We start from the raw sequence: 26,257 nt of genomic DNA, 5'->3' as shown, positions 1-26,257 counted from the left end.
TCCGGAGCCTTGCCAGCCCATGTACCGAACCTGTGACGTGCCCATTTCCGGCGTTTACCAAGCATGACGATCGTGACACCCCCACGCTCGGGTGCCGGGGCCGCCGGTGCTCGGTCGTGCTCGAGGCTGCTCGAAGTCATGCTTTTTCGAACCCAACCACGCCTGCGCTTGTGCAATTACTCACGAGGCCTATGGCCCCGACTGGCGCGGCCCCTACTCTCCGGACACCCTTGAAAGAGCGTTCAGGTAATCGGTCGATGACGCATCACCCGTGGGGAGGCAGTCGTGGGAAATGCCGGCGAGAAGTACGTCTACGATTTTTCGGAAGGTCACAAGGACCTCAAGGAGCTGCTCGGCGGCAAAGGTGCGAACCTCGCCGAGATGACCCGCCTGGGTCTTCCGGTGCCGGCCGGATTCACGGTCACGACCCGCGCCTGCCAGGCCTACCTGGCGACCGGTGACAACCCCGCAGGGCTGGCGGAGGAGATCGATTCCCATCTTGCCGCGCTGGAGTCCGCGATGGGCCGCCGGCTGGGTGACGCGAGCGACCCGCTGCTGGTCTCGGTGCGTTCGGGTGCCGCCTTCTCGATGCCCGGCATGATGGAGACGGTGCTCAACGTCGGGCTCAACGACGAGAGCGTCGTCGGCCTCGCGGCGCAGGCCGGCGGCAACGAGCGCTTCGCCTGGGACTCGTACCGGCGGCTCATTCAGATGTTCGGAAAGACCGTCTGCGACGTGCCCGGTGAGGAATTCTCGAACGCGCTGGAAGAGGCGAAAACCGCTCGCGGCGCGACCGATGATCTGCATCTCGACGCCGCCGACCTGCGGACCCTTGTGGATCGCTTCAAGCGCATTTTCTCCAAACACACCGGACACGACTTCCCGCAGGATCCGAAGGAGCAGATGCGCCTGGCGATGGAGGCCGTCTTCCGCTCCTGGAATGCGGAACGCGCCGTGCTCTACCGCCGCCAGGAACGAATTCCGGCGGACCTCGGCACGGCGGTGAACGTCGTCGCGATGGTCTTCGGCAACCTCGGACCGGACTCCGGCACGGGCGTGGCGTTCACCCGGGACCCGGCGAGCGGCGCTCAGGGCATTTACGGCGATTACCTGCAGAACGCCCAGGGCGAGGACGTCGTCGCGGGCATCCGCAACACGATCCCGCTCGACGAGCTCAGGACCCTCGACCGGCGCTCGTACGACGAGCTGCTGGCGATCATGGCGAAGCTCGAGGGGCACTACCGTGACCTCTGCGACATCGAGTTCACCATCGAGCGCGGCAAGCTCTGGATGCTGCAGACCCGGGTCGGTAAGCGCACGGCCGGCGCCGCGTTCCGGATCGCCGCGCAGCTCGTCAACGAGGGCATGATCGGCCTCGACGAGGCGCTGCGGCGGGTGTCCGGCGCGCAGCTCGCCCAGCTGATGTTCCCGCGCTTCGACCTCGGCGCCGACGCGGTCGCGCTGACCAAGGGCATCGGCGCGTCGCCGGGTGCGGCCGTCGGCCGGGTGGTGTTCAGCGCACCGCGGGCCGTCGAACTGGCCGCGGCGGGCGAGCAGGTCATCCTGGTGCGCCGCGAGACCAACCCCGAGGACCTGGCCGGCATGATCGCCGCGCAGGGCATCCTCACCGCCCGGGGTGGCAAGACCAGCCACGCGGCGGTCGTCGCCCGCGGCATGGGCCGCACCTGTGTGTGCGGTGCCGACCAGCTGGAGATCGCGGCCGACCGCTTCACCGTCGACGGCCGGACCGTCAACGAGGGTGACGTGATCTCGATCGACGGCACCACCGGCTGCGTCTACCTCGACGCCGTACCGGTGCGCCCCTCCGAGGTGGTGCAGTACTTCGAGGGCACGCTCTCCCCGGCCGAGGCCGAGGTTCCGCTTGTCGACGCCGTACACAAGATCATGTCGCATGCCGACGCCGCCCGTGCCCTTGCCGTGCGCACGAACGCCGACACCGCCGACGACGCGGCCCGGGCGCGGCGCTTCGGCGCCGAGGGCATCGGGCTGTGCCGCACCGAGCACATGTTCCTCGGGGACCGGCGCGAGCTGGTCGAGCGGCTGATCCTCGCGGCGACGCCGACCGACCGCTCGGACGCCCTGGCGGCGCTGCTCCCGCTGCAGCGTGCGGACTTCGTCGATCTGTTCCGGGCCATGGACGGCCTGCCGGTGACGGTCCGGCTGATCGACCCGCCGCTACACGAGTTCCTGCCGTCGCTGGAGGAGCTGGCGGTCAACGTCGCGGTCGCCCGCGAGCGCGGCGAGGACCACGCGGAGGACGCGCAGCTGCTTGACGCCGTGCGCCGGATGCACGAGCAGAACCCGATGCTGGGCCTGCGCGGCGTACGCCTGGGCCTGGTCATTCCGGGCCTGTTCGCGATGCAGGTCCGGGCGATCACCGAGGCCGCGGTGCAGCTGGCCGGCGAGGGTCTCGACCCGCGTCCGGAGATCATGGTGCCGCTGGTCGGCGCCGTGCAGGAGCTCGAGATGGTCCGGCAGGAGTGCGAGCAGATCGTCGCCGAGGTCGTCGCCGACAGCGGCGTCAACGTGCTGATCGGCACGATGATCGAGGTACCCCGGGCCGCGCTGACCGCCGGGCAGATCGCCGAGGCCGCCGACTTCTTCTCGTTCGGCACCAACGACCTGACCCAGATGGGCTGGGGCTTCTCCCGCGACGACGTCGAGGGCGCGTTCTTCTGGCGCTACCTGGAGCTGGGCATCTTCGGCATCTCGCCGTTCGAGTCGATCGACCGCGAGGGGGTCGGCCGGCTCATCCGGATCGCCGCCGAGGAGGGGCGCGCGGTGCGCCCCGAGCTGAAGCTGGGCGTCTGCGGCGAGCACGGCGGTGACCCGGAGTCGGTGCACTTCTTCCACGAGGTCGGCCTCGACTACGTCTCCTGCTCGCCGTTCCGGGTGCCGGTCGCGCGCCTGGAGGCCGGCCGGGCCGCGGTGACGGCGGGGGACTCCGACAGCCGCTGATCGGCGGTAGGCTCCCGGGCCGTGCGACATGGGTTAGTCATCGGCAACACCGACGGCATCGGCCTCGCCCTGACGAGGCGGCTGCTGGAGGACGGCTGGGCGGTCACCGGCCTCTCCCGGCGGCCGGCCGCCGTCGAGCACGACCGGTACGTCCACGTGGCGGCCGACGTCACCGCGCCCGGGTTCCCGGCGAGCCTGGCCCGGGCCCTGGACGCGGCGGACGGCGTCGACCTCTGCGTGTACGCCGCCGGCGTCGGGGACCTGCTCGACCCGGACGACCTCGGGGCGCAGACCCGGGTCCTCGAGGTGAACCTGATCGGCGCGGCCCGCGCCGTCGAGGTCGTGGTGCCGCGGATGCTGGCGGCCGGCGGTGGGCACTTCATCGGGCTGTCCAGCCTCGCCGACACGCTGATCACGCCCGTCGCGCCGGGCTACGCCGCGTCGAAGGCCGGGCTTTCGTCCTATCTGATCGCGCTGGGCGCCGCCCTGCGGCCGCGCGGGGTGCACGTCAGCACGGTCCGGTTCGGATTCGTGGACACGAAGATGGCCAAGGGGCCCGTGCGGCCAATGATGATCACCGTGGACCGGGCGGTCGACGTGCTCATGCGCTGCGTGCGTACGAGAGCCGCCGTGGTGTCGTATCCCCGGCGGATGGCCCTGCTGACCGCGGCGTTGCGGCCCGTCGCCCGGACGCGGGCCCGACTGGGAAGCCGCTGAGAGTATGGCCACGGAACACGTCATGTAACAGCCTGTTCACCCGCTATGGCTATTGTGACCGGAATGTCCCACTTGTGAGATATTCCGGGAAGGACCGCCAAGCCGATGCGCACGCTGCTGCGGCACGACGTACCCGCCTCCATCGTCGTCTTCCTCATCGCGATCCCCCTGTCTCTCGGCATCGCCGCCGCCTCCGGCGCCCCGCTGCTCGCCGGCCTGATCGCCGCGGTCGTGGGCGGAGTGGTGGCGGGTGCCCTCAGCGGGGCCCCGCTGCAGGTCAGCGGCCCGGCGGCCGGGTTGACCGTGGTCGTCGCGGGTGTCGTCGCCGACTTCGGCTGGGCCGGGACGACCGCGATCTTCGCCATGGCCGGACTCGTCCAGATCGTGCTCGGCGTCTCCCGCCTCGGCCGGGCCGCCCTCTCCCTGTCGCCGGCCGTCGTGCACGGCATGCTCGCGGGGATCGGCATCGTCATCGCGCTCAGCCAGGTACACGTCGTGCTCGGCGGCGATCCGCAGAGCGGGGCCTGGCACAACATCCGCGACCTGCCCGCCCAGATCGCCGGGATACACGGGGCCTCAATCCTCCTCGGGCTGCTGACCACGGCGATCCTGCTGCTCTGGCCCCGCCTCGTGAAGGTCTCCCTGCTGCCGGGAGCGCTGGTCGCGGTGGCCGTGGCGACCGCGACGGCGGCGCTGGCCGGCCTCGACGTCGCCCGCGTCGACCTGCCGGAGAACCCGCTCGGCGAACTCACCCTTCCACACTGGCCCGACGCGGGCGCGGGCGAGATTGTCGTCGCCGTGGTGACCATCGCGCTGGTCGGCAGCGTCGAGTCGCTGCTCTCCGCGGTCGCCGTCGACCGGCTGCACAGCGGCCCGCGGGCCGACCTCAACCGCGAACTGCTCGCGCAGGGCGCCGCCAACACGGTGTCGGGAGCGCTCGGCGGGCTGCCGGTCACCGGCGTCATCGTGCGCAGCTCCACAAACGTCGCGGCCGGCGCCAGGACCCGCGCCTCCGCCGTGCTGCACGGCGTGTGGATCGCGGTGTGCGTGCTGGCCTTCGCCGGGCTGCTCGAGCAGATCCCGCTCTCCGCGCTCGCGGCGGTGCTGGTCGTCGTCGGGCTGCGGCTGGTCAGCCTGGCACAGATCAAGGCGTACGTGCGGCACCGGGAGCTGCCCACGTACCTGGTCACGGCGTTCGGGGTGATCTTCACCGACCTGCTGACCGGCGTCGCGCTGGGCATGGCCACCGCGGTCCTGCTCATGCTGGGCCGGCTGGCCCGCTGCGAGATCGACCGCACCTCGCCGGAGCCGGGCCGCTGGCTCGTCGTCATCACCGGGACGCTGGCCTTCATCGGCTCGGGGCGGGTGGCCCGGGAGCTCGCGGACATCCCGGCGGGCGAGTCCGTCGAGCTCGAACTGCACCTCGACTACCTCGACCACGGCGCCTTCGAGACGATCCAGGAATGGCGCGACGCGTACCAGCGCGCCGGCGGCCGGGTGCACATCCAGGAGGTGCAGGACAGCTGGTTCCACCGGGCGACGTCCGGCCGGCTCGGCTCGGTGCGCTCCCATCCCGGCCGGGTGCCACGCTTTCTCGGCTCCTGGTCACAGTGGATCTCCCTGAACGATCAGCGCCGCGACGCGATGGCCGCGGGCATCGACGAGTTCGAGCGCAGCGTCGCGCCGCTGGTCCGGTCGCACCTGGCCGGCCTGGCCCGCGACGGGCAGCGGCCCGAACAGCTCTTCATCACCTGCGCCGACTCCCGGCTGGTCCCCAACATGATCACCACGAGCGGCCCGGGCGACCTGTTCTGCATGCGCAACGTCGGAAACATCGTCCCCGCGTACGGCGCCGCGGACACCTCGATCGGCGCCGGCATCGAGTACGCCGTCGACGTCCTCGGCGTCGCGACGATCACGGTCTGCGGCCACTCCGGCTGCGGCGCGGTGCGCGCCATGATGGCCGGCGCCGCGGGCTCGCCGTCGGCGCTGGGCAGCTGGCTCGGCTCGGCGGGCATCAACCTGGCGGGCCGCGAACACGAGGAGGAGTGCATCGCCGCCAACGTCGAGCAGCAACTGGCGAACCTGCTGACCTACCCGAGCGTGCGCCGGGCCGCGGACGCCGGCCGGCTGACCCTGGCCGGGCTCTACTTCGACCTGGCCGAGGCCCGGATGTACAACGTGGCCGGCGGCGTGCGCAGCCGGGTCTCCGCGCCGTGAAATGCCGTTTTCGTGCCACATCCGCGCGGGGGATTGAGGTCCGCCCCGCAACGTAACAATCTAGGCGGATGCGGGAGAACCAAAGACTTTCCCGCCGACGCCCGGCCGCGAACAACATCGACTCCGTACGGCTGGGAGAGGGCGGTGGCACGAGCGCGTCGCCCGACCCGGAGGTGACAGACGTGGCGACTGCCGAGCGGACGGTCCGCGCCGGTGACGTGGTGCTCGTCGGCAGGGCCGCGAGCGTGCAGTTCGCCGGGCGCGCCGGCTTCGCGTTCCGGGTGGTCGGCGTGGACGCGCGGCCGACGTACGCGGGCTGGGCCTGGCTGGACGGCTACCAACTGGACAACCTCGGCCGCGCCGTCGCCCGCCGCCGCATCTTCGTCCGCCGCGCGGGCCTCGCCCGCCCCCGGGTGACATAGCCGCCGCCGGCACGATCGAGACCGCCGGACATCGCCTGGCACGGGTGGGATCGAGAGATGGTAGTGGATCAGTTGACGTAATGATTGCGTCATTCTGGCCGAACTGATCGCCTGGCTCAACGCCGCCGACGACGCACATCCGCTGATCCGCGCGGCCATGGCCCACCTGCACCTGGTCTCGATCCACCCCTGGGCGGACGGCAACGGCCGCATGTCCCGATCGCTGCAGACTCTCCTGATCGCCCGCGAAGGCGTCCTCGCGCCGGAGTTCTCCTCGATCGAGGCGTGGCTCGGCAGGCCGGGCAACACCTGGGAGTACTACCGGGAGCTCCAGCGTCGCGGTGCCACCTATCGGCCCGACCAGGATGTCTCCGGCTGGATCCGGTTCAACCTGACCGCCTACCACCAGCAGGCGCAGACGGTCCAGCATCGGATGGACCAGTCCGCCGCCGTGTGGGAGCTGCTTGCGGGGTTCGCCAGTGACGACGGATTGGACGAGCGTGTCATTTCGGCGCTGCACGACGTCGCCGTCGGCGGCCGGGTCCGCCGCACTCGATACGAGCAGGCCGAGGGTCTCACCCTTCAGCAGGCGCAGCGCGACCTGCGCGACCTGGTTACCGCCGGTCTGCTGGCCCCGGTCGGCCGCACCCGCGCCCGCTACTACACCGAAGGACCACGTTTCCCCGGGTCGGCATTGGAGCTGGCCCGCACCCCATTCACCCTGATCGCGCCCTACCTGAACGACTGACGACGGCGTGACCGGTGGCGTGCGCTGCACGGGTCTCCACGCCTTGCGCCACCGCCGGGGCGGCAGCGCGTCCGAGGCGGCCGCGGAGACTGCGCTTCACATAGGTAGTTCATCGTCATATAGTTGCCGGGTGACCACACATATGCGGGAGCCGACCTACTTCATCCTGGCCGCATTGCAGGACGAGCCGCTGCACGGCTACGCGATCATCACTCGGGCCGGCGAGCTGTCGCGAGGGCGCATCCGCCTCGCCACCGGCACGCTGTACGCCGCGCTCGACCGCCTCACCAGCGAGGGATACGTGGCGCCGACGCGCGAGGAGATCGTCAACGGCCGCGCCCGGCGCTACTACACGCTCACCCCAGACGGCGCCGCCGCGCTGCGGTCGGAGGCGGAGGCGATGGCCGCCGCGGCCCGGGTCGTGACGGACCGCACGGCCCGCTCGGCGGCGCCGCGACCCGCGGCGGGGCTGGCATGACCGAGTTGGAGCGGCGGTACGCGAGCCTGTTGCGCCTCTACCCCGCGGCGTACCGGCGGGCCAGGGGCGCCGAGATGCTGGGCGTGCTGATGGACTCGGCGCCGCAGGATCGGCGCCGGCCGGAGTGGCGTGAGGTGCGGGAGCTGATCCTCGGCGCGATCCGGGTCCGGGCCGGCGCGCAGGGCCGCCGTACCCCAGGGCAGTCCTGGCGGGTGGCGCTGCGCACCGCCGCCCTGATCCTGCTGACCCAGACCGCCGGCGACACCCTCTGGCGGATGATGTTCGATCCGAACGGGGAGAGTCCGCCCATCGTGTGGGTCGCCGCGAGCCTCACCGTCGCCGCGGCCTGTGTCCTGGCGATCGTGGCGGTCTTCCGCGGTGCGTACCTGGCGGCGGCCGTCGTGACGGCCGGGGCTTTCGTGCTCCAGATGGCCGCACCCCAGCTCGTCACCCTTTCGACGCCGAGCTTCACCTATCTTTCGCCGTTGTGGCAGTTGCCGCTCGTGGTGTTGCTGTTGATACCGCTCATCGGGCGCGGCACGGTCGTGGCGCCGAGGGCACTGAATCTGATGCTGCTCGTGCCGGTGGTGTCGGTCGCGCTGGACGCGTACGGGACCCTTGCGCAGGACCCCGCGTTCCAGGCCGGCAGCCGCGCCGTGTGGCAGGGGCTCGCGGTCGCCGCGATCCTCTGGTCGGTCGTCGACGAGCGGGTCGCGATGGCGTTCGGTCTCGCCTTCCTCAACGTGGTCGTCAACCGCGCCATGCTCGACGTGTCGCTGGGGCTGGACGTCTGGTCGATCAGTTCTCCTACGCTTGGCGACTGGTCGACGGCGCGCTGGACGCTGATCGACATGGGCATCCTGGCGATCCTGCCGATCCTCGACATCGCGGTCGGCGCAACCGTCGCGGTGCGCCGCACCCGCATCTGACCGGCCCCGCGACGGGGCCCGCACCTCGAGGGTGCGGGCCCCCGCCCGTCCGGCGTGCTAGTTGCGGATGATGGTGAAGGTCGTCGTCGGGTTCTCGATGTCCTTGAAGTTGTTGCTCAGCTGCAGGTTGTTGAACGTCACCGTGCCGACCGCCGGGCCCTGGCCCGGCTCCGGCATCGGGTTCGCCCAGAGGCCGTAGCCCGACTTCGCGTCGTAGGCGTCACCGCTCTTGCGCGCCCCGGTGATCGAGACGTTGGTGAAGACGGTGTCCTTGACCGGGAACTGCGGCTGGCCGCCCACGTAGTTGGTCTGGAACATGATTCCGGAGTAGGTCGGGTCGACGATGTCGACGTTGCTCACCCGGATGCCCTGGAAGACCTTCGACGCGGAGAAGACCCAGATCGCCGGGAAGACCTGGTCGCCCCAGAAGTGGCCGCCCGCACGGACGATGGAGATGTTGTCGAACACGGTCGGCGGGTTCGCGCCGAAGCCGTTCATCGGGTAGCCGAAGTCCAGCGAGCTGATCGTGATGCCCGAGTAGACCAGGGTGTCCGCGATATAGATGTTCTTGAACGTGTTGGCGTACCCGCCGTAGACCGCGATGCCCGCGGCGCGCCAGGTCAGCGTGGAGGAGAGGTTCGAGTAGACGTTGTTGATCTCGTCGGAGCCGCCCGCGTCGATCGCCGAGAACAGCGCGAAGCTGTCGTCGCCGGTGGCCCGGGCGTCGTTGTTGTCGACCAGGTTGTCGGTGCTGCCGTTGGTCATGTTGACGCCGTCGGCGAACAGGTTGCGGATCCGGGAGTTCTTGATCGTCATGCGGTCGGTGTTCGCGCCCCAGTAGAGGCAGACCGTGTGCTCGGCCCAGATGTTGTCGATGGTGATGTTGGCGACGTTGGCCAGGTCGAAGACCTTGCCCGGGCCGTCGATGCGGATCGTGTAGTTGCCGAAGAACGCGAAGTTCCTGAACGTCGACCCGTTCGCGGTGGCGTCGGCCCGGAAGCCGGCGTCGGTCTCGGACTGCGTCTGCGGGGTGAAGAACCTCGTGTACCAGGGTCCGGCGCCGACCACCTGGATCGCCTTGCCGTACACCTGGAACTTGTTCGAGGTCTGGTAGTCGCCCGCCGGTAGGTAGACGCCGACCTTGCCGCTGTCCATCCGGGCCGCGTCGAACGCCGCCTGCACCGACTGCTGATCGAAGCCGGCCGGTACCACGTAGGTCGCCGGGTTCGGGTTGGCGACCGGCGCGACCTGCTCGGTGTTGACGAAGTCGATCGCGATGTTGCCGCCGTTGCCGGAGTCCTTCTGCAGCTTGATCACGCTGCCCGCGTTCACCGTGCCGTTCAGCAGGATGTTGGCCTCGTCGTAGATGTGGCGCGGGCCGGTGCCCGAGTTCTGCGGCGCCCGCTCGTCGCCGTAGAGCCACGCGTACTTCGAGGTGAGCGGCAGCGTGCGGTTCAGGGTGCCGTTGACGTAGACGTTGATGGAGCTCGTGGTGTTGTCGGGGATGGAGAAGCGGGCGACGAGCGTGTTGGTGCTCGCCCGGGTCGTCCACTGCACGTAGGAGCCGGTCGAGTTCAGCGTGACGGCCCGGCGGCCGGACGCCTCGCCCGCGAGGTCGCCGACGGTCCGGTTCGGGCCGACGACCGCGGCGCCGCCGCCGGTCTGGCCGTCCTCGGCCTCGTACATGTCGTACGGCATGTTCGCGCCGCGGCCGACGAAGAACGGCTTCTCGCTGGTGTTGTTGGCCCGCTTGACCGGCAGCTCGTTGCCGTCGTCGGCGACGACGGTCCGGACCGTGTACCTGCCGTTGACGGCGGTCCAGGTGCCCAGGCTGATCGCCGGCGAGGACGCGCCGGGGGCCAGGGTGCCCGAATAGGAGCCGGTCAGGGTCCGGACCGTGGCGCCCGAGTCGGACAGCACCGTGAGCGTGACCCCGTGCGCGCCGGCGGCCGAGGCCTGGGTGCCCTGGTTCCTGACGGTGACCGAGAACGCGACGGTCTGGCCCGCGGACGGGTTGCCCGGCGACCAGCCGACCACGGAGGCGACCAGGTCCGAGCTGCTGACCGGGGACACCACGAGGTCGGTGGGGTTGGTGTACGAGTTGTTGGCGTCGTTCTGCTCGACGACCGTGCCGGCCTCGTCGACCTTGGAGCTGACCACGTAGGTGCCGGCGTCACGCGCGCCGACGTTCGCCGTGACCGTCGCGGAGGCACCGGCGGCCAGCGCACCGACGCCGGCGGTGCCGACCTTGGCCGTACCCAGGTAGAAATTGACGTTCGTGGCCGGGCTGCCCGCGTTGCCGGCGTTGCGCACGGTCGCCGACAGGGTCACCGCGTCGGCCTCGACCGGCGCGGCCGGGGAGAACGACATCGCCGAGACGGTCAGGTCCGGGTTCGGCGCGGGTACGCCGATGACCTGGAACTCCGCGACCTGGCCGCTGGGCGCGCCGGTGTTCGCGGTGAAGCTCAGCCGGACGTCGGCGGCGGTAGCGCTGACCGGAACGGTCACCGTGTTGCCGGTCGCCGGGTTGAACGTGTACGTCGCCGACGGCACGAGCGTGGTGAAGCCGGAGGCGCTCTGCTCGCGGCCCAGGATCGAGAACGTCTGGGTGCGCGTACCCCATTCGGTCGCGGGGCTGAGCTTGACCACGACGGAGCCGGTGCTGGCGTTGGCGCCCAGCGAAACGGTCAGCGTCGCCGGGTATGCGCTGCCCTCCCAGTAGGTCGCGGTGTCGTTGTCGTTGGCGTTCGTGGCGACGAAGGTGAAGACGGTCGAGGACGCGGTGATCGGCTTGCCGACGGCGAGGTTGGTGCCGTCGGTGACCGTTCCGGTGCGGGTGACCGTGTTGCTCGCCGCCGACAGGTTGCCCGCCGCGTCCCTGGCCTTGACGTAGTAGGAGACGGTCGCGCTCGCCGGCTGGTTGTCGGTGTAGGTCAGCACGTTGCCGGCCACGGTGGTGCGCAGCGCGCCGTTGGCGTGGACCTCGTAGCCGGTGACGCCGACGTTGTCGGTCGAGGCGTTCCAGGTGAGCCGGATCTGCCCGGCGGCGGGCTGGGAGTAGGCCAGCCCGGTCGGCGCGGACGGCGCCTGGGTGTCGCCGGCCGTGGGGCCGTACACCTCGAGCTCGGAGATCTGACCGGCCGGCCAGCCGGTGTTGCCGGTGATGTTCAGCCGCAGGTAGCGGGTGGTGGTGGCGCCGAAGTCGATCGTCACGGTGTTGCCCGAGGACGGGTTGAACGTGTAACCCGCGCTCGCCTTGAGGTCCGCGAAGTTCGAGCCGGTGGTGCTGCCCTGCACGGAGAGGGTCTGCGTGCGGGTCTGCCAGGCGGCGGCCGGCGGCAGCTTGAGGACTGTCTGGTTGACGCTGACCGAGGCGCCGAGGTCGACCTGAAGCCACTGCGGGAACGCGTTGTTCTGGCTCTCCCAGTAGCTGCTGGTGTTGCCGTCGCCCGCGTTGCCGGCGCCGTACACGTCGGTGGAGCTGCTGGCGGTGAAGGCCTTGCCGGCGGCGAGGTTGGGCCCGGCCGCCGCGGCGGGAGCGGCGGGAGCGGCGATCTGAACGAGCGCGGTGACGAGGCCGGCGGCGACGGCCGCTGACAGTATCTTTCTCGCTGATCTGGACATGGGGATGCGCGCCTTCTTCCGTGAGGGAGCGGGTACTGCTAGGAGGCGTAGACCTCGAACTCGGAGACCTGGCCCGCGGGCCAGCCGGTGTTGCCGGTGAACGTCAGCCGCAGGTAGCGCTGCGTCGTCGCGGTGAACGAGACGGTCGCGGTGTTACCGGAGGACGGGTTGAACGTGTAGCCGGCGGATGCCTTGACGGTGCTGAAGGACGAGCCGTCGGCCGAGCCCAGCACGGACAGCGTCTGCGTCCGGGCGGCCCAGGCGGCGGCGGGCGGCAGCTTGAGCACGATCCGGGAGACCGCGCGGGCCTGGCCGAGGTCGACGGTCAGCGACTGCGGGAACGCGTGGTTCTGGCTCTCCCAGTAGGTGTTCGCGTTGCCGTCGACTGTGTTGGCCGGCGCGTAGACGTCCGTCTGGCTGGTCGCGGAGACCGGGCGTCCCGCGGCGTGGTTGCCGGTCGGCGGGGTGGTCGGCGGCGTGGTGGGTGGCGTCGTGGGCGGGTTGGTCGGTCCGGCCCTGCGTGCTGCCGGCGTTGACCGCCGCCTGGATCCTCGCGGTCGAGTCGGTCGCGCCGGTCGGATCCGCGCCGTAGTCGGCGACCGCGTCGATCGCGTTCGCCGGCCTGCCGATCGGGCCCGGCACGTTCTCGAAGTCGGCCAGGTCGATGGTGAACGACGGCGACTGCGCGGTCGAGCCGACCTGCAGCCGGACCTTGGTGCCGACCGCGTAGGTGGTGCCGAACAGGGTGCGCGCCTCGTCGTAGAAGTGGTGCGGGTTGGTGTCGCCCGGGTTGTTGTTGAACGGATAGCCGCCGTAGAACCAGCTGTACCGCGACGTGACGGGCACCGAGCGCACGACGGCGTCGTTCACCCGCACGTCGATCGTCGCGTCCCGCCCGGCGCCGTTGTTGCCGTCCGGGAGGCTGTAGCGGAAGGTGACCGCGTTCGCGGGCCTGGTCAGGGTGAACTCGACGTACTCGCCGACGGCGTCGAGGGTGACGGCCTCGCGGCCGGACGCCTCCGACGACAGCCGGCCGTAGTAGCGGCTGGTGCCGGTCCGGGTGCCGTTGGTGGCGGCGTTCTCGGCCTCGGTCTCGACGAACGGCACGGTCGCGCCGCGGCCGGCGATGTCGAACGGTGACAGGCCGGCGGCGCCGGCCGGGGCCGCGGTCCAGGTGACCGCGGCGACGGATGCGGCCACCACCGCGGCGGTGGTGGTGAGAACGGCCAGGTATCTGTGAGCGGTGCGGTTGGCCATGGGGATCCCTTTCGTCAGGTGGCCAAGCCCCCGGGTGGTGCGTCTCCCTTCGTGGCGGCGGGCCCGACGCCGGCGGTGAATCCGGCGCGGGTCCGCGGGTGATCAGCCGTCGATTCGCAGGCGCAGCCAGACGGCGGTGTCCCGGGGGAGGAGGTCACCGTCGAGCGGGCTGCTGTTGAGCAGACAGAGTTCGTGGTCCGGCAGCGCGACCGCGGCGCCGGACATGTTGAGCACGCAGGCGAAATCCGGCCCGCGGGTGTACGCGAGGACGCCGGGCGCGGCGGGTAGCCACCCGATCGCGTCCCGGTGCAGCCCCGCCTCGGCCTTGCGGATTCCGATCGCGGACCGGTAGAGCTCGAGCATCGAGTTGGGGTCGCCGGTCTGCGCCTGCACCGTGCGGTCCTTCCACTCCGCCGGCTGGGGCAGCCACGGCTCGGCGGTGGTGAAGCCGAACGGCGCCTCGTCGCCGGTCCACGGCAGCGGTACCCGGCAGCCGTCGCGGCTGTGCCCGCGGCGGGCGTACATCGGGTCCTGCATCTGGTCGACCGGGATGTTCTCGTTCTCCCAGAGCCCCAGCTCCTCGCCCTGGTACACATACGTGGCGCCTGGGAGGGAGAGTGAGAGCAGCGCGGCGGCGCGGGCCCGGCGGGTGCCGAGCTCCAGGTCGACCGGGCTGCCGTCGAGGTTGTTCTCGAAGCTGAAGGTGGTCATCTCCCGGCCGTACCGGGTGACGTGCCGGGTGACGTCGTGATTGGACAGCACCCAGGTGGCCGGCGCGCCGATCGCGGCGTGCGCGTGCAGGGTGCGGTCGATGCACTCGCGCATCAGCCGCGGATCCCACGCGCAGCCGAGGAAGTCGAAGTTGAACGCGGCGTGCAGCTCGTCGGGGCGCAGGTAGTTGGCGAACCTGTCGACCTCCGGCATCCAGACCTCGCCGATCAGCGCCCGGTTCGGGTAGCCGTCCGAGATCCGGCGCCAGGCGCGGTAGACGTCGTGCACCTCGTCGAGGTCGTGGAACGGGTGCCGCTGCCCGTCGACCACGGCCGGCAGGTCGCGGTCCTTGAAGAGCAGCGCGGCGGAGTCGATCCGGATGCCGTCGACGCCGCGATCGAACCAGAACCGAAGGATGTCCTCGAACTCGGCGCGCACCGCCGGGTGGTCCCAGTTCAGGTCGGGCTGCTCGGGGGTGAACAGGTGCAGGTACCAGTCGCCGGGGGTGCCGTCCGGGTTCGTGGTCCGGGTCCAGGTGGTGCCGCCGAACTCGCCGGCCCAGTCGGTGGGCATCCCGGCGCCGTCCGGCCCTCGCCCCGGGCGGAACCAGAAGAGCTCGCGCTCCGGCGCGTCCGGATCGGCCAGGGCCCTCCTGAACCACACATGCTCGCTGGAGATGTGGTTCGGCACGATGTCGACGATCATGCGGATGCCCTTGGCGTGCGCCTCGGTGATCAGCGCTTCCGCGCCGGCCAGATCGCCGAACACCGGGTCGATGTCGCGGAAGTCCGCCACGTCGTAGCCCGCGTCGGCCATCGGGGACGGGTACCAGGGGCTCATCCAGATCGCGTCGACGCCGAGGTCCGACAGGTGGTCCAGGCGGCCGCGGATGCCGTCGATGTCCCCGATGCCGTCGCCGTCGCTGTCGGCGAAGCTGCGCGGGTACACCTGGTAGATGACGGCGTCTCGCCACCAGGGATCCTGGTCGGAAATAGCCACGATTACCTGCTTTCTTGAAGTCTCGACGAGGTATCCGGGCACACGGGTCCCGGCGGTCGACGCTGACCGCCCGGCCGAACCGCTTCGTGCTAGCCCTTCATCGAGCCCGCGGAGAGTCCGCCGATGATGCTGCGCTGGAAGATCAGGAATACGACGATCATGGGAATGCTGGCGATGGCGAGGCCGGCCATGAAGTCGGTCGGCGGTACCTGGCTGGTGTTGGAGAGCCGGTGCAGGGCCACGCTGAGCGTCTGCGACTCGGGGTCCGGCAGCACCAGCAGCGGCCAGAGGAAGTCCTTCCAGAGCGCGATGATGATGAAGATCGATACGACGCCCAGGACGGGCCGGGACAGCGGCAGGATGATCGACCAGAGCTGGCGCAGCCGGCCCGCGCCGTCGATCGAGGCGGCGTCCAGCAGGTCGTCGGGGATCTGGTCGAAGAAGCGCTTGAGCACGTAGACGTTGAACGCGGTCGCGACGGCCGGCAACCAGAGTGCCCAGGGCGTGTTCAGCAGGTTGACGTGCAGTAGCGGCACGTCGACGACGGTCAGGTAGGCGGGCACCAGCAGCGCGGAGGCCGGCAGCATCAGGCTGGCCAGGATCGCGCCGAGCATGATCTTGCCGAAGACCGGCCGGAGCTTGCTGAGCCCGTAAGCGAGGGCGACGTCGAAGGTCAGCACGATGAGCCAGCCGCCGGCCGCGTAGAGCACCGTGTTCGTGAAGTACTTGGCGATGCGCATGTTCGACCACGCGGTCGCGAACGTCTCCGGGTGCCAGGAGTGCGGGATGAACGTCGGGGTGCTCAGCGCGTACTCGGCCGGCGACTTCACCGCGCTGGCGAACATCCAGTACAGCGGCAGGAGGAAGACCAGCACGAACACGGCGATCGTCAGGCCGAGCACGGTGAAGTACAGGCCGCGGTGCCGTTGCAGGTCGACGGTGGAGATAAGGGTACGGGTAGCCGGGCTGGTGCCGACCAGCCCGCGCTTGCGGCGCGGTGCCGCCGGTGCCGGCGCGGCGCTGTCGATCGAGGCCTGGGGCGGGGCGATCAGGGTCATGGCGGTCTCCTCAGTCCCCGGTCCGGGTGAGCCACAGGTACAGCGCGGAGAAGGCGCCCAGCACCACGAAGAGCAGCACGCTCATCGCGGCCGCCAGGCCGAAGTTCTGGTCGACGGTGAAGGCGTAGCGGAAGACCAGGACGAGCACGGTGATGGTGTCCGGATTCGACGTCCCGGTCAGCGCGAACGGCTCGATGAAGACCTGCATCGTCGCGACGATCTGCAGCAGGAGCAGGACCAGCATGATGAACCGCATCTGTGGCAGCGTGACGTGCCGCAGCCGCTGCCAGATGCTTGCGCCGTCCAGCTCGGCGGCCTCGTACAGCTCACCGGGGATGCCCTGCAGCGCCGCGAGGTAGATCAGCGTCGCGCCGCCGAGGTTGGCCCAGGTGGACAAGAGGACCAGCGAGATCATCGCGGTGCTCGAGGACTGCGTCCACTGTGACTCCGGCAGCCCGACGCCGCGCAACACCGTGTTGAACAGGCCGCTGCCCGGGTCGTAGAAGTAGCGCCAGAGCAGCACCGCCACGATCGGGGGCAGCATCACCGGCAGGTAGACAAGGACCCGGAAGAACCCGCTGAAGTGCCGGAACTCGTTGAGCAGCACGGCGATGAAGAACGGCAGCACGTAGCCGAAGATCAGGGCCAGTCCGGTGAACAGCAGGCTGTTGCGCCAGGCGGTGTAGAAGAGCTGATCGGCGAACAGCGCGCGGTAGTTGTCCAGGCCGACCCAGTACGGCGGGGCGACGAAGTTGTCCTGCTGGAAGCTCATGATCACGCCCCGCACCAGCGGATACCAGGAGAAGTAGGCGAAACACGCCAGGCCCGCCGCCATGAACGTGTACGCCAGCAGGTTGTCCTGAATCCTCCGGCGCAGGCGATGGACGCGGGATCCGCGCCCCGCTGCCGCCGTGATTACCGCCATCGTCGTTCCTTGTCTGCAGGGGTCGAGTGCCGTGCCGTGCCGGCCGCCGGCGGGTGGTGCACCCGCCGGCGGCCGGGCCTCGTTACTTGACGCTGGCCAGGATGCTGTTGGTCTGCGCCTCGGCGTCGGCGAGGAGCTTGTCGATGTCCGCGTTCTTGTCGGTCAGGACCTTCTGCATCGCGACGTCGAGGACCGCGTAGATCTGCTGGGCGTTCGGGGGCTCGAGCTTGACCGGGATGCCGCTCATGGCCGCCACGAACGGGGCGTAGTTCTCCTGCGGCACGTTGGCGTACTTCTTGTCGGCCGCGGCCTGGGTCTCCGCCGCCGGGCCGGTGAAGATCGCCGGCTCGGGCAGGCCGACGGGCTGGTCGGTCTCGCTCGCCCACTTGTTCTCGGCCTCGTAGCGGTCGGCGGAGGTGAACCAGAAGGTCAGCCACTTGAGACCGGCGTTGATCTTCTCGGGGCTCAGGCCCGCCTTGAACATGTAGCCCTCGCCGCCGCCCAGCGTGCCCTTGCCGTCCGGGATCTGGCCGAGGCCGTAGGTCTCGTACTTGCCCTTGTACTGGTTGACGATCGTCGGGATGTTGTCGGCGGTGGCGAGGTACATGCCGAGCTTGCCCGAGCCCATCTGCTGCAGCAGGTCGGCCCACTCGAGGAGCTGCTTCTGGCCCATCGAGTTGTCGGTCCAGCGCATGTCCTTGAGCTGTTGCAGGACCTGCTTGCCCTGCGGGCCGTTGAAGGCGGCCTTCCAGGCGCCGCCGTTGTTGACTGCCACCTCGCCACCGAGGGAGTAGAGCTCGGTGGTGAAGTGCCAGCCGCCGGTGTTGCTCTTGCTGTAGTCGCCGTAGCCGACCGTGCCGTCGCCCAGGTCGGCGATCTTCTTGGCGGCCGTGCGCAGCTCGGCCCAGGTCTTCGGCGGGCTGTTCGGGTCGAGGCCGGCCTTGGTGAACAGGTCGCGGTTGTAGAGCAGCCCCATCGAGTAGTTCTTGTACGGCAGGCCGTACGTCGCGCCCTTGTCGTCCTGGAAGACCCGCAGGACCTCGGGCTTGAGCTGCGAGGTGATCGGGTAGTCCTTGAGGTACTTGCTGATGTCCGACACCTGGCGCTTGGCGATCAGGCTGGCCGGGTCGGTGAAGTAGACGTAGAAGACGTCCTCGAGCTGGCCGCCGGCGAGCTTCGCCGGGAAGGTCTGCGGGTCCATCTTGCCCTCGCGGGCGTCGATCTTGATGTTCGGGTTCGCCTTCTCGAACTCGGCGACGTTGGCGAGGAAGCGGTCGTGGGTCGCCTTCTCGGTGGCGGGCGGAAGGCCGTTGATCACCAGCGTGACCTTGCCGTCCTTCGTCGCCGTCGCGTCGTCGCCGCCGTCGCCGCACGCGGCGGCGGACATCGCGACTCCGGCGACGAGCAGGAGCCCGAGGGCACTGCGCAGCCTGGATTTGAACATGGGGGATTACGCCCTTCCTGGGTGGGTGCGCGCCTATGGGTAAGTCCGAAATGTGACGTGGGTCTCGATGCGTTGTTTCGTGGCAGTGACGATACAAAGTCAAACCGTGTCCCGCAAGAAGTGAACCAACAGTCGAAAAAACTCGACGGTGGCCGACCGGCGGGCACAAAGAAGGGCGGGCCCGGAGGCCCGCCCTGGTGAAGACGATGAATGTCCTGCTCAGCCGCCTGTCACGAGGCGGCGGCCGCGCGGTGCGGCACCGGGGCGGTGGATCCGCGCACCACCAGTTCCGGTTCGAACAGCAGCTCGTCGGTGGTCGCCGCGGCGCCCTCGATCTGGTTCACCAGGACGTCGACCGCGGCCTGTCCCATCAGCTCGATCGGCTGCCGGACGGTGGTCAGCGGCGGGTCGGTGCAGGTCATCAGGGCGCTGTCGTCGTAGCCGACCACCGAGACGTCGCGCGGCACCTCCAGGCCCAGGCGGCGGGCCGCCCGGATCGAGCCGAGGGCCAGCACGTCGCTGGCGCAGATCATCGCGGTGACGCCGCGCTGGATCAGCCGGGTGGCGGCCAGCCGCGCACTCTCCATCGAGAAGTTGGTGCGCTCGACGGGCCACTGTGACGCCGGCCCGGACCAGCCCGCGACCCTCTTCACCGCCGCAAGCTTGCGGCGTGACGGCACGTGGTCCTCGGGCCCCATCACCATGCCGATCTGCTCGTGCCCGAGCGAGCGCAGGTGGCCGTAGGCCTGCTCGACGGCCACGGCGTCGTCGGTCGAGATGTGCGGGAAGCCGAGGTTGTCGACGCCGCCGTTGACCATCACGACCGGCATCCGCCGGTCGAGCAGCTGCCGGTAGTGCCCGTGCTCGGCGTCGGCGAGGGCGTACGAGCCGCCGGCGAAGACCACACCGGACACCTGATGGTCCAGCAGCATCTCGATGTAGTCGCGCTCGGGCACGCCGCCGATCGTGCGAGCGCAGAGCGCGGGCGTGAAACCGCGCTGCGCGAGCGACGCGGTCACCACCTCGGCCAGTGCCGGGAAGATCGGGTTCTGCAACTCGGGCAGCACCAGGCCGACCAGCCGCCCGCGCTCGCCGCGCAGCTTCGTGGGTCTCTCGTAGCCCAGCACGTCGAGGGCCGTCAGCACGGACGCGCGGGTCGCCTCGGAGACGCCGCTGCGGCCGTTGAGCACCCGGCTGACGGTGGCCTCACTGACGCCGGCCTTCTTCGCCACCTCGGCGAGACGTTTGGTCACGAACGGAATCCTACGTCAACTCACTGCAAGAGTTGTACAGCCCCTTGCAGTGCAGGACGAATCCCTGACTGGTCTTGCGGATGCAGTCGGTTCGCGGTTGCAACCGAGATTGGCCAGTGGAAAAAGGCTTAATCATCCGGAATCGCCGCTAATGGCCGCTGAAGGGTGCGAATCTTGGGATATCGGGACGACAGCTATGGGCGGAGCGCGATGACCGACTGGGAATCTGGAGACGGCTACCAGGATCAGGACCAGAATGCCGGCGGCCACCAGGACGAGAGCCCGCACAACTCGGTGCACCGGCTGGCGGACGTCAGCAGCGACATGGCGACGGCCACGCAGTCCGCGGTCCGCGCCGCGCAGACCGCCGTCGCGGTGATCCAGCGGCTGGAGGCCAGCAGCACCGAGATCGGCAAGGTCGTCGAGCTCATCGCGACGATCGCGAAGCAGACCAACCTGCTCGCGCTCAACGCCACCATCGAGGCGGCACGGGCCGGCGAGGCGGGGCGCGGCTTCGCGGTCGTCGCCAGCGAGGTCAAGGACCTGGCGAACGAGACCGCGACGGCGACCAACGAGATCGGCGGGCAGGTGGGCGGTATCCGCAGCGACACCCAGAACGCCGTCTCGGCGATCGAGGAGATGCAGGGCCTGATCGAGGAGCTGGACCGCTGCCAGCGGGTGATCAGCGGGATCGTGATCGAGCAGCAGGCCGGCTGACGCGTCCCCAGGGCTTGTAGGTGGAGAGCGCTGCCGCCGAGCGTGCCAAGCCCGGTGCCCGCGGTCATGCCCTCGACGGCGCAGTCCGCCGTACGCAGGGCGACGTAGTCGCAGGATCCGCCACTACCGGCTGCGCGAAGTCCCGGTTGGGGGAGAATGGCAGCCATGGCCCGACGCGCAACCCGCCGCACCGCGACGCCGAGAGGCTTCGACGACGCCGGCGCCTGCCCGTGCGGCCTCGGCCAGCCGTACGGCGAGTGCTGCGGCCCGGCGCACCGCGGTCACCCGCCGGCCGCGGCGGAGGCGCTGATGCGCTCCCGGTACACGGCCTTCGCGCTCGACGACGCGGCATACGTGTTCGCCTCGTGGCACTACTCCACCCGGCCGGCCGAGGTCTGGCCCGACCCGAATCTGCGCTGGACCGGCCTCGAGGTGCTGGAGTCGGTCGATGGCGGGCTGTTCGACACCGAGGGAGTCGTGGAGTTCCGGGCCCACTACAGCGAGGGCGGCCGCCCCGGCGAGATGCGCGAGCGCAGCCGCTTCGTGCGCCAGGACGGTCAGTGGGTGTACTGGGGTCCGATCCTTACTGACGGCTCGCTCGCCAACATCTGACGAGTGTGATCTCCTTCAGGTTGATCATCTGAGGAGGGCAGGAGAGTGTCGTCGAACCAGCGGCCCCTGGAGGCCGGCATCGTCCGCGACTTCAAGGTCAATCTGTCCTACGGGCGGTACCTTCACCTCGACGAGATCCTGACGGCGCAGCATCCCGTCAGCGTCCCCGAGCACCACGACGAGCTGCTCTTCATCCTGCAGCACCAGACCTCGGAGCTCTGGCTCAAGCTGATCCTGCACGAGCTGCGCGCCGTGCAGCGGCAGCTGGCCGCCGACGACCTGCGGCCGGCGCTCAAGGGCCTCGCCCGGGTCAAGCACATCCAGCGCTGCCTCACCGAACAGTGGTCGGTGCTGGCCACCCTGACCCCGTCGGAGTACGCGGAGTTCCGCAGCTTCCTCGGCACCTCCTCGGGCTTCCAGTCGTACCAGTACCGCGCGGTCGAGTTCATGCTCGGCAACAAGGACAAGCGGATGCTGGCGATCTTCGACGACGAGCCGGGCGCGAAGGAGCTGCTCGTCGCCGCGCTGGAGGCGCCGAGCGTCTACGACGAGTTCCTGCGCTACCTGGCCCGGGCCGGGCACCGGGTGCCGGCCGAACTGCTCGCGCGCGACGTGACCATGCCGTACCGCTACAACGCCGACCTGGTTCCGGTGTTCGCGAAGATCTATGAGAACGCCGACGCGAACTGGGAGGCTTACGAGGCCTGCGAGGAGTTGGTCGACCTCGAGGAGAACTTCCAGCTCTGGCGCTTCCGGCACCTCAAGACCGTGGAACGGACCATCGGCTTCAAACGCGGCACCGGCGGTTCCAGCGGTGTCGACTTCCTGCGCAAGGCCCTCGACCTGACCTTCTTCCCCGAGCTGTACGCCGTCCGGACCGAGATCGGAGTCCCACGCACGTGACCAACGACCTGCTGGCCTTCGCCGAGGCGCTGGACGCCGCCGACCCGCTGGCCCACCTGCGCGACCACTTCATCACCCCGGACGGCTTCGACGTCGTCTCCTACCTGGACGGCAACTCGCTCGGCCGCCCGCTGCGGGAGACCGCGCGGCTGCTGGACGACTTCGTCCGCGAGCAGTGGGCCGGCCGGCTCATCCGCGGCTGGTCCGAGGGCTGGATGCAGTGGCCGCTCGAGCTCGGCGACCGGCTCGGCGTGGTGGCGCTCGGCGCCGCCCCCGGCCAGGTGGTGGTCGCCGACTCCACCACGGTCCTGCTCTACAAGCTGTCCCGGGCGGCCGTCGACGCCCGCCCGGGCCGCCACAAGATCGTGCTGGACAGCGACAACTTCCCGACCGACCGGTACGTGCTGGAGGGCATCGCCGCCGAGCGCGGCCTGTCCCTGGTGTGGATCGAGACTGACCCGGCCGCCGGCATCACCGCGCAGCAGGTCGCCGACGTGGTCGACGAGGACACCGCGCTGGTGCTGTTCAGCCACGTTGCGTACCGCTCGGGCTGGCTCGCCCCCGCGATGGAGATCAACCGGATCGCCCACGCGGCCGGTGCGCTGACGCTCTGGGACCTGAGCCACTCGGTCGGCTCGGTCGACCTGCACCTGGACGCCTGGGGCGCCGACCTGGCCGTCGGCTGCACGTACAAGTACCTCAACGGCGGCCCGGGCGCGCCGGCGTTCGCCTATCTGCGGCGTGAGCTGCAGGGCGAGCTGCGCCAGCCGATTCAGGGCTGGATGGGACACCGGGCGTCGTTCGAGATGGGACCCGGCCACGAGCCGGCCGAGGGCGTGCGCGCGCTGCTCAGCGGCACCCCGCCGATCCTGGCCATGGTCCCGCTGCACGCCAACCTCGACATGCTGGCCGAGGCCGGCATCGAGGCGGTCCGCGCCAAGTCGGTGCTGCTCACCGGGTACGCGCTCGACCTGGCCGACCGCTGGCTGGCGCCGCTCGGCGTCGAGGTGGTCAGTCCGCGCGACGCCGCGCACCGCGGCGGGCACGTGACGCTCGGGTACCCCGGCTTCGAGCGGCTGCTGGAGACCCTCTGGGACAACGGCGTGCTGCCCGACTACCGCAACCCGGACGGCATCCGGATCGGCCCGGCGCCGCTGAGCACCAGCTTCGTGGAGGTGCACCGCGGGCTCTCGCTGCTGCGGACTCTCCTCGAGAAGCAGCTGTGACCTGGCTGGTCGCCGACACGATCTGGTGGGGAGGACGGGCGCACACCGGTGCCGCGCTGCGCCTCGGTCCCGGACCGCGGGCGGTCCTGCCGGTCGCCGAGATCCCGGCCGGCGCGGTGTGCCGTCGGCTGCCCGGCGCGGTGCTGCCCGGCCTCCGCGACGCGCACGTGCACTCCGCGCTCGTCGACCTGTCGACGGTGCGGGCCGGCGGGATCGCGTACGTCTGGGACCTGGGCGGCGTACCGGAGAAGGTCGCGGCGCTGGCCGCGCGGGGTGCACCCGGGATGCGCTATGCCGGACCGTTTTTGATCGCACCCGGCGGATATCCCAGCGACCGCTCGTGGGCGCCGGCCGGCAGCTGCCGCGAGGTGCGCTCGGCGGACGACGCGGCCGACGCGGTCGGCGAGGCCCGGGCCGCCGGAGCGACGCTGATCAAGGTGACCGCGCACGCGGGCGGCCCGTTGCTGCCGGCCGCGACGCTGGCCGCGCTGGTCTCGGCCGCGCGGGCCGCGGGCCTGCCGGTGGTCGCGCACGCGGAGGGCCCGGGCACGGTCGCCGCGGCCTACGAGGCCGGCGTGGACGTGCTGGCACACACGCCGTGGACCGAGGAACTCGACGACGCCCTGGTGCGCGACGCCGCCGCCCGGATGACCTGGATCAGCACGCTGGACATCCACGGTTGGGGCAGGCCGACGCCGGAGCAGGACACCGCGATCGGCAACCTGCGGCGCTTCCTGGAGCACGGCGGGACCGTGCGGTACGGCACCGACCTGGGCAACGGGCCGCTACCGGCCGCGGTCAACCCGCGGGAGCTGGGCGCGCTGCTGCGGGCCGGCATGGACCCGTCCGGGATCCTCGCCGCGATGACCGAGCCGGACGAGGCCGAGCCGACGTGGCTGCCGGCCGGCCTCGACCTGGAGCCGGCGACCTTCGCGGACTCGCTGGCGACGGCCCGGGTGCTGGGGCCGGAGGTCCGGCCGCGGGGCTGAGGCCCGGCCCTACAGACTCACCGTCTCGCCGGTCGCCGCGCTGATCCGGGCCGTGTCCAGGACGTCCATGTTGCGGACCGAGTCCCACGGGTCGACCGGGACCGGCGCCTCGCCGCGGACCGCGGCCGCGAACGCCGGGTAGTAGCTGTCCCAGCGGCCGCGCTCGCTGCGGACGGGCGCGCCCGTCGCGCCCCGGTACAGGCGGCCCCAGGCGTGCTCCGGCTCGACGCCCCAGCGCTCGCCCAGGTCACCGGGGGAGCGACCGGCCTTCAGCGCCGCCTCCTGGCCGTCGATGCCGTCGATGATGTAGGTGCCCGTCGTGCCACTGACCCGGAAGCGGGGGCCCGGCGCGGCCTGGCGCCAGCTGCCCCACAGGTGCGACTCGACGCCGCTCTCGTGGTGCAGGGCCACGAAGACGTCGTCGTCCAGGTCGCCGTCGCCGCGCATCTCCGCGTACACCCGGGAGACCGGGCCGAAGAGCAGGTGGGCCTGGTCGACCAGGTGGGCGCCGAAGTCGAGGAGCGTGCCGCCGCCGGCGGCGGGCGGCTCGCGGTCCGGGGCCCAGCGCTCGAAGCGGGACTCGAAGCGACGGACCTCGCCCAGCGCGCCCTCGCCGATGAGCCGCCGCAGGGTCAGCAGGTCGGCGTCCCAGCGCCGGTTCTGGTAGACGCTGAGCAGCACGCCCGCCTCGCCGGCCAGGGTGGTCACCTCGCGGGCCGCCTCGGCGTCCAGCGCGAACGGCTTGTCGACCACCACGGCCAGCCCGAGCTCGATCGCCTCGCGGGCCAGCGAGGCGTGCGTCGCGGCCGGCGTCGAGATCGTGACGGCCTGCACGCCCGCCGCCGCGAGATCCGCGAGCGAGTCGTACGCCGGTACGCCGGGATGTCCCTTCGCCAGTTCGGCGCGGCGCTCCTGCGAGCGGGTGACCACGCCCGCGAATTCGACGCCGTCAGCCGACGCGAGCAGGGGTGCGTGGAAGATCCGCCCCCCGGAGCCGTACCCGACCAGACCGATCCGTGTTGCCGTCATGTTTCGGATCTTACGGCCCACGATCGTTTCCGTCGGGGCCGCAGGGTCCGGCGCAGCGCGCAGCGGTGTCCGGGAACACACGAACGCCGGCGCGTACCCGGCGATCGGCCCTGATACCCCGAAAGAGAGAAGTTCCGTGTCGGAAGGTTGACGGCCCGTCACAGTGGCGCGCTCGCCGAGCGACGATCGGTGCCATGGAGCCCGCACAGCTGGACCGCACCCCCTTCGCGGACCTCGACTCGATGCCCCCGGAAATGATCGCCATGCTGGTCGCGGCGCTCGAGGGGATGTCCCGGCACCCCGAGATCCGCCGGGTGCGCGACACCGCCTGGCGGGCGCTTCGCCCCGCACCCGGGCAGCGCCTGCTCGACGCGGGCTGCGGTGCCGGCGACGTGTCCCGCGCGCTGGCGGCCGCGGTGGCGCCCGGCGGTGAGGTGGTGGCGCTCGACCACTCGGCGGCGACCCTGGCCGCGGCCCGCAAGCGGCACGACGGCGGCGAGATCCGCTACGTCACCGGCGACGTCTCCGCCCTGGACCTCCCGGACGACAGCTTCGACGGCGTGTGGTGCGAGCGGGTCCTCCAGCACGTCGACGACGCGGACGTGGCGATCGGTGAGCTGATCCGGGTCACGCGCCCCGACGGCCGGGTCTGCCTGCTCGACACCGACTGGGACTCGCTCGCCTTCGACGGCGTGGACGCCGGGCTGGCGCAGACGATCGTCGCGCACATGCACGGCCGGCTCACCCCGCGCCAGATCGACATGGGCCGCACGCTGCGCCGCCGGCTGGTCGGCTACGGGCTGCACGACATCACCGCGACGCCGGTCACCTGCTACTTCCCCGATCCCGCCTCGGCGGCCGTGGTCCTGCCGATGGTCAACCCGCAGGTGCCGCAGGAGTCCTGGATGACCCCGGACGGCCTGCGGGAGCGCTGGTTCGACCAGGTCGACCGGGCCGGCGAGGACGGCGACTTCCTGGCCGTGCTGACCATCTGGGTCGTCGCCGGGACCGTGTAGC

General features: G+C 70.7%; 20 protein-coding genes and 1 pseudogene. 13 read left to right on the top strand and 8 right to left on the bottom strand.

What is annotated here, in order from left to right; all coding sequences use genetic code 11:
• Positions 1–285: 285 nt before the first annotated feature.
• The 7 genes from ppdK to AB0B58_RS16305 all read left to right on the top strand — a co-directional run bounded on the left by ppdK (position 286) and on the right by AB0B58_RS16305 (position 8,493).
• Positions 286–2,979, top strand: coding sequence for a pyruvate, phosphate dikinase (gene ppdK / locus AB0B58_RS16335; RefSeq protein WP_360223976.1), 2,694 nt, complete (start codon positions 286–288; stop codon positions 2,977–2,979).
• A 21-nt stretch (positions 2,980–3,000) separates the two neighbouring features.
• Positions 3,001–3,696, top strand: a complete 696-nt coding sequence (locus tag AB0B58_RS16330; RefSeq protein ID WP_360223974.1) for an SDR family NAD(P)-dependent oxidoreductase — start codon at positions 3,001–3,003, stop codon at positions 3,694–3,696.
• 105 nt (positions 3,697–3,801) lie between these two features.
• The gene (locus AB0B58_RS16325) at positions 3,802–5,916 is read left to right on the top strand and encodes a SulP family inorganic anion transporter (RefSeq protein ID WP_360223972.1); all 2,115 of its coding nucleotides are present in this window, start codon (positions 3,802–3,804) and stop codon (positions 5,914–5,916) included.
• A gap of 182 nt (positions 5,917–6,098) precedes the next feature.
• Complete coding sequence (locus tag AB0B58_RS16320; RefSeq protein ID WP_360223970.1) at positions 6,099–6,338, top strand: hypothetical protein; 240 nt, start codon at positions 6,099–6,101, stop codon at positions 6,336–6,338.
• 91 nt (positions 6,339–6,429) lie between these two features.
• Positions 6,430–7,086, top strand: a complete 657-nt coding sequence (locus AB0B58_RS16315) for a Fic family protein (RefSeq protein WP_360224233.1) — start codon at positions 6,430–6,432, stop codon at positions 7,084–7,086.
• Positions 7,087–7,216: 130 nt separating this feature from the next.
• The gene (locus AB0B58_RS16310) at positions 7,217–7,564 is read left to right on the top strand and encodes a PadR family transcriptional regulator (protein ID WP_360223968.1); all 348 of its coding nucleotides are present in this window, start codon (positions 7,217–7,219) and stop codon (positions 7,562–7,564) included.
• Positions 7,561–8,493 (top strand): hypothetical protein, encoded by a 933-nt coding sequence (locus AB0B58_RS16305; protein ID WP_360223966.1) that lies wholly within the window; start codon positions 7,561–7,563, stop codon positions 8,491–8,493. The genes AB0B58_RS16310 and AB0B58_RS16305 overlap by 4 nt, the downstream gene beginning before the upstream one ends.
• 57 nt (positions 8,494–8,550) lie before the next feature.
• On the opposite strand, the gene AB0B58_RS16300 is transcribed toward AB0B58_RS16305, so the two are convergent.
• The 7 genes and pseudogenes from AB0B58_RS16300 to AB0B58_RS16270 all read right to left on the bottom strand — a co-directional run bounded on the left by AB0B58_RS16300 (position 8,551) and on the right by AB0B58_RS16270 (position 19,764).
• Positions 8,551–12,117, bottom strand: coding sequence for a discoidin domain-containing protein (locus AB0B58_RS16300; protein WP_360223964.1), 3,567 nt, complete (start codon positions 12,115–12,117; stop codon positions 8,551–8,553).
• A gap of 38 nt (positions 12,118–12,155) precedes the next feature.
• Positions 12,156–13,374: pseudogene (locus tag AB0B58_RS16295) on the bottom strand (discoidin domain-containing protein).
• A gap of 102 nt (positions 13,375–13,476) precedes the next feature.
• Positions 13,477–15,078 (bottom strand): glycoside hydrolase family 13 protein, encoded by a 1,602-nt coding sequence (locus tag AB0B58_RS16290; RefSeq protein ID WP_360224231.1) that lies wholly within the window; start codon positions 15,076–15,078, stop codon positions 13,477–13,479.
• 95 nt (positions 15,079–15,173) lie between these two features.
• A complete protein-coding gene (locus AB0B58_RS16285) occupies positions 15,174–16,142 on the bottom strand; it encodes a carbohydrate ABC transporter permease (RefSeq protein ID WP_360223962.1) in 969 nt (322 codons plus the stop codon).
• 10 nt (positions 16,143–16,152) lie between these two features.
• Entirely contained in the window at positions 16,153–17,067 is a 915-nt protein-coding gene (locus tag AB0B58_RS16280; protein WP_360223960.1) for a sugar ABC transporter permease, read from the bottom strand.
• 82 nt (positions 17,068–17,149) lie between these two features.
• Complete coding sequence (locus AB0B58_RS16275) at positions 17,150–18,511, bottom strand: extracellular solute-binding protein (protein WP_360223958.1); 1,362 nt, start codon at positions 18,509–18,511, stop codon at positions 17,150–17,152.
• Positions 18,512–18,741: 230 nt separating this feature from the next.
• A complete protein-coding gene (locus AB0B58_RS16270) occupies positions 18,742–19,764 on the bottom strand; it encodes a LacI family DNA-binding transcriptional regulator (protein WP_360223956.1) in 1,023 nt (340 codons plus the stop codon).
• A gap of 210 nt (positions 19,765–19,974) precedes the next feature.
• Here AB0B58_RS16270 and AB0B58_RS16265 point away from each other — a divergent pair, with 210 nt between their 5' ends.
• The 5 genes from AB0B58_RS16265 (at position 19,975) to AB0B58_RS16245 (ending at position 24,211) form a co-directional block, all read left to right on the top strand.
• Positions 19,975–20,481, top strand: a complete 507-nt coding sequence (locus AB0B58_RS16265; RefSeq protein WP_360223954.1) for a methyl-accepting chemotaxis protein — start codon at positions 19,975–19,977, stop codon at positions 20,479–20,481.
• A gap of 165 nt (positions 20,482–20,646) precedes the next feature.
• Complete coding sequence (locus AB0B58_RS16260; RefSeq protein ID WP_360223952.1) at positions 20,647–21,093, top strand: YchJ family metal-binding protein; 447 nt, start codon at positions 20,647–20,649, stop codon at positions 21,091–21,093.
• A 45-nt stretch (positions 21,094–21,138) separates the two neighbouring features.
• A complete protein-coding gene (gene kynA, locus AB0B58_RS16255) occupies positions 21,139–21,996 on the top strand; it encodes a tryptophan 2,3-dioxygenase (protein ID WP_360223950.1) in 858 nt (285 codons plus the stop codon).
• Positions 21,993–23,222, top strand: a complete 1,230-nt coding sequence (gene kynU, locus AB0B58_RS16250; protein ID WP_360223948.1) for a kynureninase — start codon at positions 21,993–21,995, stop codon at positions 23,220–23,222. The genes kynA and kynU overlap by 4 nt, the downstream gene beginning before the upstream one ends.
• Positions 23,219–24,211, top strand: coding sequence for an amidohydrolase (locus tag AB0B58_RS16245; protein WP_360223946.1), 993 nt, complete (start codon positions 23,219–23,221; stop codon positions 24,209–24,211). The genes kynU and AB0B58_RS16245 overlap by 4 nt, the downstream gene beginning before the upstream one ends.
• A 9-nt stretch (positions 24,212–24,220) precedes the next feature.
• Here AB0B58_RS16245 and AB0B58_RS16240 read toward each other — a convergent pair whose 3' ends face one another.
• Entirely contained in the window at positions 24,221–25,240 is a 1,020-nt protein-coding gene (locus AB0B58_RS16240; RefSeq protein ID WP_360223944.1) for a Gfo/Idh/MocA family oxidoreductase, read from the bottom strand.
• A 194-nt stretch (positions 25,241–25,434) separates the two neighbouring features.
• Between AB0B58_RS16240 and AB0B58_RS16235 the strand changes: the two genes are divergently transcribed.
• A complete protein-coding gene (locus tag AB0B58_RS16235) occupies positions 25,435–26,256 on the top strand; it encodes a methyltransferase domain-containing protein (RefSeq protein WP_360223942.1) in 822 nt (273 codons plus the stop codon).
• Position 26,257: the final 1 nt, after the last annotated feature.

Source organism: Actinoplanes sp. NPDC049118 (genome assembly GCF_040648555.1).
GTDB lineage: Bacteria > Actinomycetota > Actinomycetes > Mycobacteriales > Micromonosporaceae > Actinoplanes.
Note: the sequence above shows the minus strand (reverse complement) of the source record. Positions and strands in the feature narration are given on the sequence as shown.